Genomic DNA, 14,040 nt, shown 5'->3' with positions numbered 1-14,040 from the left:
ACTCGTGGCCGAGACGCTCCCGCTGTTCCCCCTGGGCACCGTGCTGCTGCCCGGTGCGTCTCTGCCGTTGCACATCTTCGAGCCGCGCTACCGGCAGCTCGTCGTCGACCTGATGACCGGCTCGCTCTTCGGCCGCACGTTCGGGGTCGTGTGCATCAAGGAGGGCTGGGAGGTGGGCGCCGACAACGTCGGATCCCTCAAGGACATCGGCTGCTCGGCCGACCTGCTCGACGCCCGCCCGTTGCCCGAGGGCCGCTTCGACATCGTCACGCGCGGCGTACGGCGTTTCCGCCTGGTGGACGTCGACACGACGACCGCGCCCTACTTGCTGGGCCGGGTCGAATACCTCGACGACTCACCGGTGCCCGAGGCGGCGCTGGAGGTCGTGCCGATCCTCGAACGCGGGGCACGCGCGGCCCACGAGCGGTACTGCGGGGCCGCGTGGCATCGCGAGGACTGGTCGGCGCCCGACGAGGACGTCGAACTGGGTGCGTTGTCGTACCTGCTGGCCGCGGACTGCCTGCTGCCCGTCGAGGACCGGCAGCGGTTGCTGGAGGAGACCTCGCCGGCCCGGCGGTTGCGGCTGGTGCGGCGGATGCTGCACCGGGAGACGGGGATTCTCAGCGCGTTGAAGGCCGTTCCCGTGCCGCTCACCGAGTTCGGGCACGTGCCGAACCCGAACTGAGGAACTTCTTGAGCTCCGGCACGACGAGCTGCGGGCCTTCGGTCGGGCTGCCGTGGTCGGCACCGCGCAGTTCCGTCCTGGTGGCGTGCGGGATGAGCCCGTCGAGAATCGCCAGGGCGTCCTTGAGGTAGCGCGCGGACTTCGAACCACCCAGGAGTGCGGTGTTGGCTTTGAGCTCCTTGAACCGCTCCAGGTTCTTGCTGCCCTCGTTGACGATCCCGAAGTCGTAGCGCGCAGTCGGCAGCAGGCCGACCATGTCCTCCTCGTCGTCCTGCGCGAGCTTGCGGGTCAGCGCGAGCAGGAGCGGGCGCGGCAGCAGACGCAGCCAGCGCGGCCCGACCTCCAGGCCGAGCAGGATCGTGACCATCGCCTCGGCGCTCTTCCCCGCCGCGACCTCCTTCTCGAACCGCTCGAAGACGTGCTGCTTCAGGCCGGGCGCGGTGATCGGTGGCTCGTACGCGGCGACGTGCGTGATGCCGGGGATCGTCAACGCGGTCTCGAGGGCGATCAGCGCACCCGAGCTGAGGCCGAACACCCGTTGGGCCCCGGTTTGGTGCACGACGGCCGCGACGTCCTCGACCTCGGTCTTCAGGCTGTGCTCGGCGGTGTGCGGGCCGCTCAGCTCTCGGCCGCGCCGGTCGATGACGTGGACGGTGAACTCGTCCGCGAGCAACTCCGCGAACTTCTCGTAGCCGGACGAGGTCTGCAGGGCGCCGTGGACCACCACCAAGCCCGGTCCGCCACCCGTGGTGCGGTAGCCGATGGTGGTGCCGTCCACTGAAGTCGCTTGGGTAACCATAAGATTAGAGTAACCCTAATCAAGGAGTGCGTGTGGCGGGTTTGAGGGAACGCAAGAAGGCGCGGACTCGGGCGGCGATCGCGGCCAGCGCGGCGGAGCTGTTCGCACGCAACGGGTTCCGCGCGGTGACGATGATCGAGGTCGCCGAGGCCGCTCAGGTGTCGGAGCAGACCGTCTACAACCACTTCCCCACCAAGGAGAGCCTCGTCTTCGACCGGGCGCTCGAGCTGCGCGCGGCCCTGCTGGACCAGGCTCGCGACCTCGCCGGCTTCACGGACTGGCTGACGACCGCCGTCCTGGACACCTCGGCACGGCGGGCGATTCACAACCCCGGTGGCATGCCCCGGCTCGTCGCCTCGGACGCGGGGCTGCGCAGGTACCTGCTGGAACTCGCCGACGAGTGGTCGAGCGCGCTGGCCGAGGTGTGGGCCGCGGAGTTCGGGCTCGTGGTCGCTCGCACGCTCACCGACGGGTTGCTGCACGTGTTCGTGCGCGCGGTCGACCGGTTGGGGGTCATGGAGTCCGAGAAGGAGATCGACGCCCTGGAGGCCGACCTCCGAACGGCACTGGCCGTCTTCCGCCCATTGTCGGATCGTTGAATTGTGGCCTTGTGGGATTGTTGAACAATCCTTACCCTGAGGTCTGCGTCACTCAAGCACCCCTCCACCACGCTGCGAGGTGTCCCATGAGCACGACCACGACCGAGGACACAGGCCGTTTCGCCTGGTTCCGCAGTCTCGGCCAGAAGGGCAGGCGCGCCTTCGTGGGCGCGTTCGGCGGCTACGGACTGGACTCCTACGACTACTGGGTCCTGCCGCTGAGCCTGGTCGCGATCTCCGGCTACTTCGGCCTCACCAAGGCCGAAGCCGGGCTGCTCGGCACGTCCACCCTGCTCATGAGCGCCATCGGCGGCGCCGTCGCGGGCGTGATGGCGGACAGGTTCGGCCGTTCCAAAACCCTGATCATCACGGTCGCGGCGTACGCGTTCTTCACCGTGCTCTGCGGCTTCGCGACGAGCTACGAGACGCTGCTGGTCTTCCGCGGGTTGCAGGGACTCGGCTTCGGCGGCGAGTGGGCCGCCGGGGCGATCCTCGTGGCCGAGTACTGCAAGCCGAAGTACCGCGGCCGCACCGTGGCGTTCATCCAGAGCGCGTGGGCGGTCGGCTGGGGCCTGGCGGTCCTCATCAACACGCTGGTCGCCTCGCTGGCCGACCCGTCGTGGTCGTGGCGGATCATGTTCTGGACCGGCGCCCTGCCCGCGATCCTCATCTTCTACGTGCGCCGCAACGTCGACGACGCACCCGAGGCGAAGGCCCACGCGAACCAGAAGGGCACGTTCCCGCAGATCTTCCAGGGCAAGACGCTCAAGACGACGCTGTTCGCGGCGCTCCTCGCCACCGGCGTCCAGGGCGGCTACTACACCCTGGCGACGTGGCTGCCCGCGTTCCTGCAGACCGGCAGGAAGCTCACGATCATCGGCACCGGCGGGTACCTCGCGTTCCTCATCACCGGTGCGTGGATCGGGTACATCTGCGGCGGCTACCTCACGGACTACCTGGGGCGCAAGAAGACCTTCGTGCTGTTCGCGACCGCGAGCGCGTTGCTGATCGTGGCGTACACGCAGATTCCCAACGGCGCCAACACGTTGGTGATGTTCCTCGGCTTCCCGCTCGGGTTCTGCATGAGCGCGATCTTCAGCGGCTTCGGCAGCTACCTGTCCGAGCTGTACCCGACGCGGCTGCGCGGCACCGGGCAGGGCTTCACGTACAACTTCGGCCGCGCGTTCGGAGCGGTGTTCCCCGGACTGGTCGGGTTCATGGCCGACAGGCTCGGCATCGGCGGTGCGATGCTGTTCGGAGCGGCGGCCTACGGGATCGCGGTCATCGCGCTGATCTGGTTGCCGGAGACGGTCAACAAGGAGCTGGAATGACGACGGCGGGCAAGGCACCGGGACAGGCGCAGGCCAACCTGATCGCCATCCCCAAGGACTGGGCGTACGACTTCCTCCTCTTCACCCACCGCAACCCCAAGCCGTGCCCGGTGCTCGACGTGCTGGACGCCGGCGAGACGGTCAGCGCGCTCAAGCAGGACGCGGACGTGCGCACCCACGCGCCGCGCTACCGGATCTGGGAACACGGCGAACTGGTGGCGGAACCGGAGAACGCCACGGACTACTGGCGCGACGACCTCGTGACGTTCCTGATCGGCTGCAGCTTCACGTTCGAGACCGCCCTCGAGAACGCCGGGGTGCCGCTGCGACACGTGGAGCAGAAGAAGAACGTCGCGATGTTCGTCACGGACATCCAGTGCCGCCCAGCGGGAAGGCTGCACGGTCCGATGGTCGTGTCGATGCGCTGGATTCCGGAGTCCCTTGTGGACATGGCCCACAAGGTCACCGCGCTGATGCCGTCCGTGCACGGGGCTCCGGTCGGCGCGGGAGATCCGCGCATGCTCGGGATCTCCGACATCGACCGGCCGGACTTCGGCGACGCCGTCGAGCACGAACCCGGTGACGTGCCGGTGTTCTGGGCGTGCGGCGTGACCCCGCAGGCGGTGCTGATGAAGTCCAGGCCGCCGTTCGCGATCACGCACGCGCCGGGTCAGATGTTCGTGACCGACATGCCGGACTTCGCCTACCGAGTGGGGTAGGAACCCGGAGGGCGGTGCCTCAACCGAGGCGCCGCCCCAGGTCGTCCAATCCGTTCCACGCCGCGCAGCAGCCGTACGCCAGTGCCGCCGCGAGAGGCCACGCCAGAATCCCCGACCACGTCTCGAGCGACGGCGCGATCAGCAGGGTGTCGTTCGGCTTGATCGTCGCCGGCATCGGGTACGCGCCCGCGGCCAGGTTGCCGCCCAGGTACTGGGTGAACCACGCCGCCGCGAACGAGCCTGCCGTCATCCCCAGCATCACGATCGGCCCGCGCCGTTGCCGCAGCAGCCACACCGCGATGCCGGTGATCGCCCCGGCACCGAGCCCGATCAGCACGAACACCATCAGCGCGTCGAGCCGGTGGTAGCTCTCGACGCCGATCGGATAGAACTTGTTGTCGTTCGGCGAGACGATCTTGAGCTGCGGCGGGGCGAGCCACGACCACAGGTAGCCGGCGGGCAGCCCGAACGCGAACGTCGTCAGCAGCACCACCAGGGCCGGCAGCAGATCCCGCTTCACCGCGACCTTCGGCCTCGGCCGGATGTAGTGGTAGACGTACGGCGGCTCCGGCAGGGGTTCGATGCGAACCGGGGCTGCTTTCTCGTCCATTCGCGAGAGGTTACTACCGTGCCGACTTGATCTCGCCGTGGCGGCTGCAGCGAGCCTCCCAGCCGTCCGGCGTGACTTGAACGACCATGCGGCGAGCGCACTCCGAGCAGTACCGCGGCGGGTCGATCATCGACAGGCGCTGACGGCAGAACGCGTGGTCGCCGTCAGCTTCCTCATTGCCGCAGAAAGAGCAGTACGTCATCAGATCGGTCACAGGGTCTGGCTCAGCGCCTTGATGGGCATCGACAGCTCTTCCAGCATGTCGAGGTCCTGCTGCGCCGGGCGGCCGAGGTTCGTCAGGTAGTTGCCGACGATGATCGCGTTGATGCCGCCGAGCATGCCCTGCTTCGCGCCCAGGTCGCCGAACGTCAGCTCACGACCACCGGCGAACCGCAGGATCGTGCGCGGCAGGGCCAGCCGGAACGCGCCGACCGTCCGCAGCGCCTCGGCACCCTCGACGACCGGGTAGTTCTCGTACGGCGTGCCGGGGTTCGGGATGAGGAAGTTGAGCGGCACCTCGTCCGGCTCCAGCTCGGCCAGCTGCACGGCGAACTCCGCGCGCTGCGCCAGCGTCTCGCCCATGCCGATGATGCCGCCGCAGCAGACCTCCATGCCGGCGTCGCGGATCATCCTCAGCGTGTCCCAGCGCTCCTCCCAGGAGTGCGTGGTCACGACCTCCGGGAAGTGCGAGCGAGCCGTCTCGAGGTTGTGGTTGTAGCGGTGCACGCCCATCGCCACGAGCTCGTCGACCTGCTCCTGCGTGAGCATGCCGAGCGAGCAGGCGATCTGGATGTCGTTGCCGTCCTCGCGGATGGCCTTGATGCCGTCGCGCACCTGCGAGAGCAGCCGCTTGTCCGGTCCGCGCACGGCCGCGACGATGCAGAACTCGGTCGCGCCGGTGTCGCGGGTCTGCCGCGCCGCGCGGACCAGGCCGGGGATGTCCAGCCATGCGCTTCGCACCGGTGACGGGAACTGGCCCGACTGCGAGCAGAAGTGGCAGTCCTCGGGGCAGCCGCCGGTCTTCAGCGAGACGATGCCCTCGACCTCGACCTCCGGGCCGCACCAGCGCTCGCGGACCTCGTGGGCCAGCGCCAGCAGGTCCGGGATGCGGTCCTCGGGGAGCTCGAGCACCTTCAGCACCTGAGCCTCGGTGAGCCCGACGCCTCGTTCGAGCACCTGCTCACGAGCTTCGTCGAGCACGTCGATCTGTTCCGGTGCTGCGGTCACGGTCTCTCCTCCTCCTGTGGCCTGGCGTGCACTATGCCGCACTGAATCCTTCATCGTGGAGCGACGTAGGTCACTGGACCGCGAATTGAGCCGCGAACGTCTCCGGGTCGAACTCCCCGCCGAACCACGGTGAAAACGATCTCTTGGCGACGGCCAGGAAATCCACAGAACCGAGCTTTGTCACACCCTGAGGCAGCGCGCCGAGCAACGGACCGGCCGCCGCCTCAGGCAGATCGGCCAGGTTGGTGAGGGAAGCGAGATCGGGGTGCAACGGCCAGCTGCCGACCACGACACCGAGCGACTCGATGCCACGCCGTTGCAGCGCCTCAGCCGTCAGAGCAGTCGTGTTGAGCGTCCCGAGCCCCGCCTGCGCCACGATCAGCACGGGCGCGTTCACCGCCCACGCGATGTCGGCCAGGGTCGATCCGCTCTCGTCGAACCGCACCAGCAGCCCACCCGCGCCCTCGACCAGCACCAGGTCGTGGGTGGCGTCGAGCTCGGTGACGGCTTTGGCGACGTCCGCGGGGTGCACGGTGGCCATGCCCGCCCGTCTGGCCGCGGTGTCGGGCGCCAGCGGGTCGGGGTATCTGGCCAGCTCACGGGTCGTCACGTCGCCCGCCAGCCGCGCCACCTCGGCGACGTCGCCCGGCTCGCCCGGCAGCAGGCCGGTCTGGGCGGGTTTCAGCACTGCGACCCGCCTGCCCTCGGCCCTGGCCAGCGCCGCTATGCCCGCGGTGACCGCGGTCTTGCCGACCTCGGTCCCAGTTCCGGTGATCACCAGCACGCTCACAGGCAATCACCCTATGCCGTCACCTACCGTGAGGGCATGACCGAGCAACCGATCGTGATGTACGGCGCCGAATGGTGTGGTGACTGCCGCCGGGCCAAGTCGTGGCTGACCCGCAACAACGTGCCGTTCACCTACGTCGACGTGGAGAACGACGACGAGGCGCGCGACCGGGCGATCGAGATCTCGGGCCGCAAGCAGATCCCCGTCGTGGTGTTGCCGGGCGGCGAGTTCCTCGTCGAACCTTCCGACACGGAGCTCGCCGCGGCGATCAAGGTGGACTAGATCTTGTTGTAGAGGCCGATCGGTGCGCCGTCAGTCAGGCTCGGCGCGCCGAACGCGCCCCTCACGGCCATGGACTCCATGAACAGGTCGCCCTGGTGCGACTGGAACGTCCACCGCTGCTCGATGTTGCCGGTGCAGTCCCACATCTGCAGCTTGCCGCCGTCGAGGTCGATCTCCTCGAGAGCGACGTCGAGGCACTTGCCGTTCGCCTTGTTGCGGACGAGGGACGCGCCCCATTCCTCGTGGTACTCGGCGTACCAGTACTGCTCGTCGCCGCCGAGGCCGCAGGTCCACATCTGAACCTTGCCGCCGTTGTTGTCGATCTCTTCCAACGCGGCGTCAAGGCACTTGTCGGTCCGTGCGAACTGAATCCTGACTTCCCCGGCACTCGAGCCCCAGAGCCCCGATGCCAGCCACGGTTCGTCGGCCGCTTGCGCCGTTCCCGTGGTCCCCAGTACCCCCAGTACGACCGCGCTGAGCGCGGCGATCAATCTCCCCATGATGCAAACGCTATCCGGCAGCGGCGACGACCGCGGCCGTTATGCGAGCAACATCCTGATCATTCGAGATGAACGGCGGCATCGTGTAGATCAGGTCGCGGAACGGCCTCAGCCACACGCCGTTGTCGATCGCGGCCTTCGTGGCTCGTGCCATGTCCACGGGCTCATGCAACTGCACGACACCGATGGCTCCGAGCACCCGCACGTCTTTTACCGTGGGCAGCTCACGAGCGGGCGCGAGGCCGTCCTTCAAGCCGTTCTCGATGCGGGCGATCTCGCGCTTCCAATCCTGGGACAGCAGCAGGTCGATCGACGCCAGCGACACCGCCGACGCGAGCGGGTTGCCCATGAACGTCGGCCCGTGCGCGAGGACCGGCACCTCGCCCTTGCTGATCCCCTCCGCCACCCGTGACGTGCACATCGTGGCGGCCATCGTCATGTAGCCACCCGTCAGCGACTTGCCGAGGCACATGACATCCGGGCTGACGTTCGCGTGGTCGGCGGCGAACAGCTCACCGGTGCGCCCGAAGCCCGTGGCGATCTCATCGAACACGAGCAGTACGTCGTGTGTATACGCGAGCTCACGCAGTACGTGCAGGTAACGCGGATCGTGAAATCGCATACCGCCGGCGCCCTGCACGACCGGCTCGACGATGATCGCGGCGAGCTCGTCGGCGTGCTGTTCGACGACGTCGGCGAGGTGCTGAACGTATGCAGTATCCAGTTCCGCCGGTGGACTGTCTGCAAAAACCTGCTCGGGCAGAATTCCACGCCAGAGCGAATGCATACCGCCTACCGGATCGCATACAGACATCGGCGTGAACGTGTCGCCGTGGTAGCCACCGCGCCAGGTCATCATCCGGTGCTTTTCCGGCCGGCCCTGCGAACGCCAATACTGCATACACATCTTGACCGCGACTTCGACGGACACCGAGCCGGAGTCGCAGAGGAAGACGTGCTGCAACGGCTCGGGGGTGATCTCGACGAGCCTGGCCGCGAGCCGGATGGCGGGCTCGTGCGTGAGCCCGCCGAACATCACGTGGCTCATCCGGCCGAGCTGGTCGATGACGGCCTGGTCGAGCACCGGGTGCCGGTAGCCGTGAATGGCCGCCCACCAGGACGACATGCCGTCGACCAGCTCCCGGCCATCGGCGAGCGTGAGCCGGACACCCTCCGCGGACTCGACGAGCAGCGGTTCCTGGGTGCCCGGCATCGGGCCGTACGGGTGCCAGACGTGCGCCTGGTCGAGCTTCAGCAGGTCGTCCACCCGCCGAACATTAAGCGAGGCGGACCGGCAGCGTGTGCAGACCGCGGATCAGCGTGCTGTCCCGCCACACCAGCGTCTCCGGCTCGGCGGCAAGCTGCAGGTTCGGGAACCGCGCCAGCAGCTGCGTCAGAGCGACGTCGAACTCCAGCCGTGCCAGCGGCGCGCCCAGGCAGAAGTGGATGCCGTGACCGAACGCGACGTGCCCCTGCGCGGACCGCGTCACGTCGAGCTGGTCGGCGTTCTCGTAGCGCTGCGGGTCCCGGTTCGCCGCCACCAGCGACACCATGACGATCTCGTTCTCGGGGACCGTGACGCCGCCGAGCTCGATCGGTTCCTTGGTGTAGCGGAAGGTCGCGATGTTGACCGGCCCCTCCAGCCGCAGGAACTCCTCGCCGCTGGCCGGGATCAGCTCCGGCCGGTCCCGGAGGATCTGCAGCTGGTCCGGGTTGCGCAGCAGTGAGAGCACCGCGTTGCCGATGAGGTTCACCGTCGTCTCGTGGCCGGCCACGAGCAGCAGGAACGCCATCGACACGAGCTCTTGGGTGTTCAGCCGGTCGCCGGAGTCGTCGGCGTGGACGAGCGCGGAGAAGAACGTGTCGTCCGGCTCCTGCGCCGCGACCTTCTCGACGTGGTTGAACAGGAACGCCGCCATGGCGCCCGACGCGTGCACGATGTCCTCGTTCGAGCCGAACGACAGCAGCGTGTTCGACCACTCGCGGAACTCGTCGCGGTTGTCGATCGGGATGCCGAGCAGCTCGCAGATCACCGTGATCGGCAGCGGGAACGCGAACGCCTCCAGCAGGTCGACCTCGTCGCCGTCGTTCAGCTTCGCGATCAGCTCGGCCGCGATCTCGTTGACCCGCGGCCGCATGAGCTCGATCCGGCGCGCGGTGAAGGCCTTGTTGACGAGCTTGCGCAGCCGCGTGTGGCCGGGCGCGTCCATGTTGAGCATGTGGACCGACAGCGCCTGGTTGAAGTCGCGGCGCCCCGCGGTGGCCGGCGCGTGCACGTCGAAGAGGTGTCCACCCTCCTGGACGTTCTTGCTGATCCGGGGGTCGGTGAGGGCGATCTTCGCCTCGTCGTAACGAGTCACGAGCCAGACCTTGAGTCCACGCGGCATGTGGACTTCCTGCACGGGCCCCTCGGCACGCAACATGTCGTGCACTTCGTGCGGGTTCTGGACGTAGTCGGCGGGCAACTGGGTGAGTGTCGTCACCTCACCCAGTTAACCCCGTTAACTCATCTCTCGCCACTATTTCTCGAGCAACCCTCGCGCTTCGGGATCGAGGCGCGCCTCGCAGGCGACGACCTGCCGCACCCCCGACGAGTTCGTGCTGGGCTCGGTAACAAACCGGCGATCCTGTTGTCGGCGAGCACTCGGTCTTCCCGCCAACGCGAGCGCCTTCCGTGCGGCCCCAACGCTTTCATGTCCGACATGCACGTGCCAGCGTGGCGGTGGTCAGGATCAGAGCAGCGAGCCGGCGCACGACGCATTCATCGACCTCGGACTGGAACCGGACCGCGTCCACAGCGAACGGTCCGGGCTCCCGGCCACGCACTCGTCCGCCGCGCGCGGCCGGAACCCGACCCGGTCCTCGACCTCTAACGCTGGATCGTGACGCCGCGGATGGTCTTGAGGTCACCGAAGAGCGACGGCGTCGGCTGGACGCGGTAGTTGTCCACCACCAGCAACTCCTTCGACTTGTCGCGCTTCTGGACCTCGAGGTGCACCGCGACGTGGCCCTCGTGCGACTTGAGCGTGATCTTCAGTTCCTCGATCAGCTCGGGCGTCAGCGTCTTGGTGTGCAGACCGAGGACGAGCGGCGGATCCGCGTCCGGGTTCATCTCCGCGTCGCTGATGTCGAGCGGGACGACACCGTCACCGAAGATCGCCATCTTGTCCTCGCGCCAGTTCACCCGGCCCTTCACGCACACGGCGGAGTCGAGCTCCAGGTCGTCGCGCAGCACCTCGTAGGACTTCGGGAAGAACAGCACCTCGATGGAGGCGTCCAGGTCCTCGATGACGGTGATCGCCCACGGCAGGCCGTTCTTGTTCACCCGGCGCTCGATCGACGAGATCATGCCCGAGACGATCAGCTCGCCTTCCTTGGGCGGATCGTCGAGCACGACCGCGATCGGCCTGGGCGCGAACTTCCGCAGGATCCGTTCGGCACCGTCGAGCGGGTGCGACGACACGTACAGCCCGAGCATTTCCTTCTCGAGGCTGAGCATCTGCTTGCGCTGGTACTCGTCGGCGCCGAACTTGAGGTGCGCCAGCGGGGAGGTGCTGTTGTCCGGTTCGTCGCCGCTGTCGGCGCCGAACAGGTCGAACTGGCCTTCTGCTTCTTTGCGCTTGATCGGGACGACGGCGTCGACCGCGTCCTCGTGGACCTGGATGAGCGACAGGCGGGTGTGGCCGAACGAGTCGAACGCGCCCGCCTTGATCAGCGACTCGATCACGCGCTTGTTGCACGCGACGAGCTCGGACTTGTCCATGAAGTCCGTGAAGGACGTGTAAGCGCCCTTCTCCTTGCGGGTCTTGATGATCGACTCGACGACGTTCGCGCCGACGTTGCGGACCGCGCCAAGACCGAAGCGGATGTCCGTGCCGACCGCACCGAAGCGCAGCGCCGACTCGTTGACGTCCGGCGGGAGGACCTTGATGCCCAGGCGGCGGCACTCGGCGAGGTAGACCGCGGACTTGTCCTTGTTGTCGCCGACCGACGTGAGCAGCGCGGCCATGTACTCGGCGCGGAAGTTCGCCTTGAGGTACGCCGTCCAGTACGAGATCAGGCCGTACGCGGCCGCGTGCGACTTGTTGAACGCGTAGCCGGCGAACGGGAGGATCGTGTCCCACAGCGCCTTGATCGCGTCGTCGGAGAACCCGCGCGGGTCGTTGCGCATGCCCTGCTGGAAGCCCTCGAACTCCTTGGCCAGAACCTCGGCCTTCTTCTTGCCCATGGCCTTGCGGAGCACGTCCGCTCGACCCATCGAGTAGCCCGCGACCTCCTGGGCGATGAACATGATCTGCTCTTGGTAGACGATCAGACCGTGCGTCTCGCCGAGGATCTCCTTGAGCGGTTCCTCGAGCTGCGGGTGGATCGGCTTGACTTCCTGGCGGCCGTTCTTGCGGTCCGCGTAGTCGTTGTGCGCGTTCACACCCATCGGGCCGGGGCGGTACAGCGCGCCGACCGCGACGATGTCCTCGAACGACGTCGGCTGCATGCGGCGCAGCAGGTCGCGCATCGGCCCGCCGTCCAGCTGGAACACGCCGAGCGTGTCACCGCGGCCGAGCAGCGCGTAGGTCTCCGGGTCGTCCATCGGGAGCGTGTCGAAGTCCGGGACCGCGTCCTTGCCGCGGTTGGCCTCGATGTTCTCGATCGCGTCGCCCATCACCGTGAGGTTGCGCAGCCCGAGGAAGTCCATCTTCAGCAGGCCGATGTTCTCGCACGACGGGTAGTCCCAGCCGGTGATGAACGAGCCGTCGTCGCGGTACCACAGCGGGATGGACTCGGTGAGCGGGTCCTTCGACATGATCACCGCGCAGGCGTGCACGCCGGCGTTGCGGATCAGGCCCTCGAGACCGAGCGCGGTGTCGAAGATCTCCTTCACCTGCGCGTCGGACTCCAGCAGCGAGCGGACCTCGGCGGCCTCGCCGTAGCGCGGGTGGCTCTTGTTGACGATGCCGTTGAGCGGGATGTCCTTCGCCATGATCGGCGGCGGCAGCGCCTTCGAGATCTTGTCGGCGATCGCGAAGCCCGGCTGACCGTGGTGCACGCGCGCCGAGTCCTTCAGCGCGGCCTTGGTCTTAATGGTGCCGAACGTGATCACCTGGGCGACCTTGTCGGCGCCGTACTTCTCGCTGGCGTACCGGATCATCTCGCCACGACGGCGGTCGTCGAAGTCGATGTCGATGTCGGGCATGGCGGTGCGCTCGGGGTTCAGGAACCGCTCGAACAGCAGACCGTGCGGGATCGGGTCGATGTTCGTGATGCCCATCGCCCACGACACGGCGGCGCCCGCGGCCGAACCGCGGCCGGGACCGACGCGGATGCCCACGCTGCGGGCGTAGTTGATCAGGTCGGCGACGATCAGGAAGTACGCCGGGAAGCCCTTGTCGATGATGACCTGGGCCTCGAAGTCACAGCGCTTGATGTACTCCTCCGGGACCTCCTGGCCCCGGAACCGCCGCTCGAGACCGCGCCTGATCTCCTTGCGGAACCACGAGGCCTGGTCCTCGCCCTCGGGCACCTCGAAGTTCGGGATCCGGTCCTTGACGCTCCAGATGTCGTCGTAGGACTCGACCATCGACGCGACGAGCAGCGTGTTGTCGCACGCCTCCGGCAGGTCCTTCCAGATCTGCCGCATCTCCTCGGACGACTTCAGGTAGTAACCGTCGCCGTCGAACTTGAACCGGTTCGGGTCCGTCAGCATCTTGCCGGACTGCACGCAGAGCAACGCGGAGTGCGTGTCCGCCTGGTCCTTGGTGACGTAGTGGCTGTCGTTGGTCGCGAGCGGCGGGATGCCGAGCTTCTTGCTGATCTCCAGCAGGCCCTCGCGGACCCGGCGCTCGATGTCGAGGCCGTGGTCCATCAGCTCCAGGAAGAAGTTCTCCTTGCCGAAGATGTCCTGGTAGTCCGACGCGGCCTGGAACGCCTCGTCGACCTGCCCGAGCCGCAGCCGGGTCTGCACCTCGCCGGACGGGCAGCCGGTCGTCGCGATGATGCCGTCGGCGTGCTGCGCGACGAGCTCGCGGTCCATACGGGGCTTGTAGTAGTAGCCCGTCTTGCTCGCCTCGGTGTGCAGCCGGAACAGGTTGCGCAACCCGTCGGCGTTGCGCGCCCACATCGTCATGTGCGTGTACGCGCCGGCACCGGAGATGTCGTCGCCGCGCTGGCCGGGATCGCCCCAGAACACCGGCTTCTTGTGCAGGCGGTTGTGCGGTGCGAGGTAGGCCTCGATGCCGATGATCGGCTTGATGCCGGTCCTCGTGGCCGTTTGGTAGAACTCGTCGGACCCGTACATGTTGCCGTGGTCGCTCATACCGACAGCGGTCATGCCGAGCCGCTCGGCCTCCTCGAACAGCGGGGCCACCTTGGCCGCGCCGTCGAGCATCGAGTACTCGGTGTGCACGTGGAGATGCACAAACGAGTCCGACACCGGCAACCCCCTTGTGTAGCAAGCGTTTTAGCGCGAACAAGGGACTGTCACGTCCTGCGCCGGTCAACCCT

14 protein-coding genes are annotated in these 14,040 nt (G+C 67.5%); 5 read left to right on the top strand and 9 right to left on the bottom strand.

Features of this window, described 5'->3' with window-relative positions:
- Nucleotides 1-4: 4 nt before the first annotated feature.
- On the top strand, nucleotides 5-685 hold the full coding sequence (locus tag ABZ345_RS39550; RefSeq protein WP_359860087.1) for an LON peptidase substrate-binding domain-containing protein: 681 nt from the start codon (nucleotides 5-7) through the stop codon (nucleotides 683-685).
- Here the strand turns inward: ABZ345_RS39550 and ABZ345_RS39545 are convergent.
- On the bottom strand, nucleotides 651-1,484 hold the full coding sequence (locus ABZ345_RS39545; protein WP_359860086.1) for an alpha/beta hydrolase: 834 nt from the start codon (nucleotides 1,482-1,484) through the stop codon (nucleotides 651-653). The two genes, ABZ345_RS39550 and ABZ345_RS39545, sit on opposite strands and share 35 nt — an antisense overlap.
- Nucleotides 1,485-1,516: 32 nt before the next feature.
- Between ABZ345_RS39545 and ABZ345_RS39540 the strand changes: the two genes are divergently transcribed.
- From ABZ345_RS39540 to ABZ345_RS39530, 3 genes are all read left to right on the top strand, one after another.
- On the top strand, nucleotides 1,517-2,083 hold the full coding sequence (locus ABZ345_RS39540) for a helix-turn-helix domain-containing protein (protein WP_359860085.1): 567 nt from the start codon (nucleotides 1,517-1,519) through the stop codon (nucleotides 2,081-2,083).
- Between the two features lie 86 nt (nucleotides 2,084-2,169).
- Complete coding sequence (locus tag ABZ345_RS39535; RefSeq protein ID WP_359860084.1) at nucleotides 2,170-3,414, top strand: MFS transporter; 1,245 nt, start codon at nucleotides 2,170-2,172, stop codon at nucleotides 3,412-3,414.
- A complete protein-coding gene (locus ABZ345_RS39530) occupies nucleotides 3,411-4,133 on the top strand; it encodes a putative hydro-lyase (protein WP_359860083.1) in 723 nt (240 codons plus the stop codon). The genes ABZ345_RS39535 and ABZ345_RS39530 overlap by 4 nt, the downstream gene beginning before the upstream one ends.
- A 19-nt stretch (nucleotides 4,134-4,152) precedes the next feature.
- Here ABZ345_RS39530 and ABZ345_RS39525 read toward each other — a convergent pair whose 3' ends face one another.
- From ABZ345_RS39525 to bioD, 4 genes are all read right to left on the bottom strand, one after another.
- Complete coding sequence (locus ABZ345_RS39525) at nucleotides 4,153-4,743, bottom strand: DUF2567 domain-containing protein (RefSeq protein ID WP_359860082.1); 591 nt, start codon at nucleotides 4,741-4,743, stop codon at nucleotides 4,153-4,155.
- Between the two features lie 13 nt (nucleotides 4,744-4,756).
- The gene (locus ABZ345_RS39520; protein ID WP_359860081.1) at nucleotides 4,757-4,957 is read right to left on the bottom strand and encodes a hypothetical protein; all 201 of its coding nucleotides are present in this window, start codon (nucleotides 4,955-4,957) and stop codon (nucleotides 4,757-4,759) included.
- Nucleotides 4,954-5,970, bottom strand: coding sequence for a biotin synthase BioB (gene bioB, locus ABZ345_RS39515; RefSeq protein WP_093597363.1), 1,017 nt, complete (start codon nucleotides 5,968-5,970; stop codon nucleotides 4,954-4,956). The genes ABZ345_RS39520 and bioB overlap by 4 nt, the downstream gene beginning before the upstream one ends.
- Before the next feature lie 70 nt (nucleotides 5,971-6,040).
- Nucleotides 6,041-6,760 carry a dethiobiotin synthase gene (gene bioD, locus ABZ345_RS39510; protein WP_359860080.1) on the bottom strand — a complete coding sequence of 240 codons (720 nt, stop codon included), beginning with the start codon at nucleotides 6,758-6,760 and terminating at the stop codon, nucleotides 6,041-6,043.
- 36 nt (nucleotides 6,761-6,796) lie between these two features.
- Here bioD and ABZ345_RS39505 point away from each other — a divergent pair, with 36 nt between their 5' ends.
- Nucleotides 6,797-7,042, top strand: coding sequence for a glutaredoxin family protein (locus ABZ345_RS39505; protein WP_359860079.1), 246 nt, complete (start codon nucleotides 6,797-6,799; stop codon nucleotides 7,040-7,042).
- Here the strand turns inward: ABZ345_RS39505 and ABZ345_RS39500 are convergent.
- The 4 genes from ABZ345_RS39500 to dnaE form a co-directional block, all read right to left on the bottom strand.
- Nucleotides 7,039-7,542: an RICIN domain-containing protein gene (locus ABZ345_RS39500; RefSeq protein WP_359860078.1), complete on the bottom strand. Its 504-nt coding sequence runs from the start codon at nucleotides 7,540-7,542 to the stop codon at nucleotides 7,039-7,041. The two genes, ABZ345_RS39505 and ABZ345_RS39500, sit on opposite strands and share 4 nt — an antisense overlap.
- Nucleotides 7,543-7,552: 10 nt before the next feature.
- Complete coding sequence (locus ABZ345_RS39495; protein ID WP_359860077.1) at nucleotides 7,553-8,809, bottom strand: adenosylmethionine--8-amino-7-oxononanoate transaminase; 1,257 nt, start codon at nucleotides 8,807-8,809, stop codon at nucleotides 7,553-7,555.
- Between the two features lie 10 nt (nucleotides 8,810-8,819).
- Nucleotides 8,820-10,025, bottom strand: coding sequence for a cytochrome P450 (locus tag ABZ345_RS39490; RefSeq protein ID WP_359860076.1), 1,206 nt, complete (start codon nucleotides 10,023-10,025; stop codon nucleotides 8,820-8,822).
- A 386-nt stretch (nucleotides 10,026-10,411) separates the two neighbouring features.
- Complete coding sequence (gene dnaE, locus ABZ345_RS39485; RefSeq protein ID WP_359860075.1) at nucleotides 10,412-13,969, bottom strand: DNA polymerase III subunit alpha; 3,558 nt, start codon at nucleotides 13,967-13,969, stop codon at nucleotides 10,412-10,414.
- Nucleotides 13,970-14,040 lie beyond the last annotated feature (71 nt).

The organism is Lentzea sp. NPDC005914 (genome assembly GCF_040629405.1).
GTDB lineage: Bacteria > Actinomycetota > Actinomycetes > Mycobacteriales > Pseudonocardiaceae > Lentzea.
The sequence above is the reverse complement of the archived record's forward strand: the minus strand, read 5'-3'. Positions and strand labels throughout refer to the sequence as shown.

Coding starts and splice junctions, on each gene's coding strand:
- ABZ345_RS39505 (WP_359860079.1), top strand. CDS start 6,797: ATGACCGAGCAACCGATCGTGATGTACGGCGCCGAATGGTGTGGTGAC.
- ABZ345_RS39535 (WP_359860084.1), top strand. CDS start 2,170: ATGAGCACGACCACGACCGAGGACACAGGCCGTTTCGCCTGGTTCCGC.
- ABZ345_RS39525 (WP_359860082.1), bottom strand. CDS start 4,743: ATGGACGAGAAAGCAGCCCCGGTTCGCATCGAACCCCTGCCGGAGCCG.
- ABZ345_RS39545 (WP_359860086.1), bottom strand. CDS start 1,484: ATGGTTACCCAAGCGACTTCAGTGGACGGCACCACCATCGGCTACCGC.
- ABZ345_RS39530 (WP_359860083.1), top strand. CDS start 3,411: ATGACGACGGCGGGCAAGGCACCGGGACAGGCGCAGGCCAACCTGATC.
- ABZ345_RS39500 (WP_359860078.1), bottom strand. CDS start 7,542: ATGGGGAGATTGATCGCCGCGCTCAGCGCGGTCGTACTGGGGGTACTG.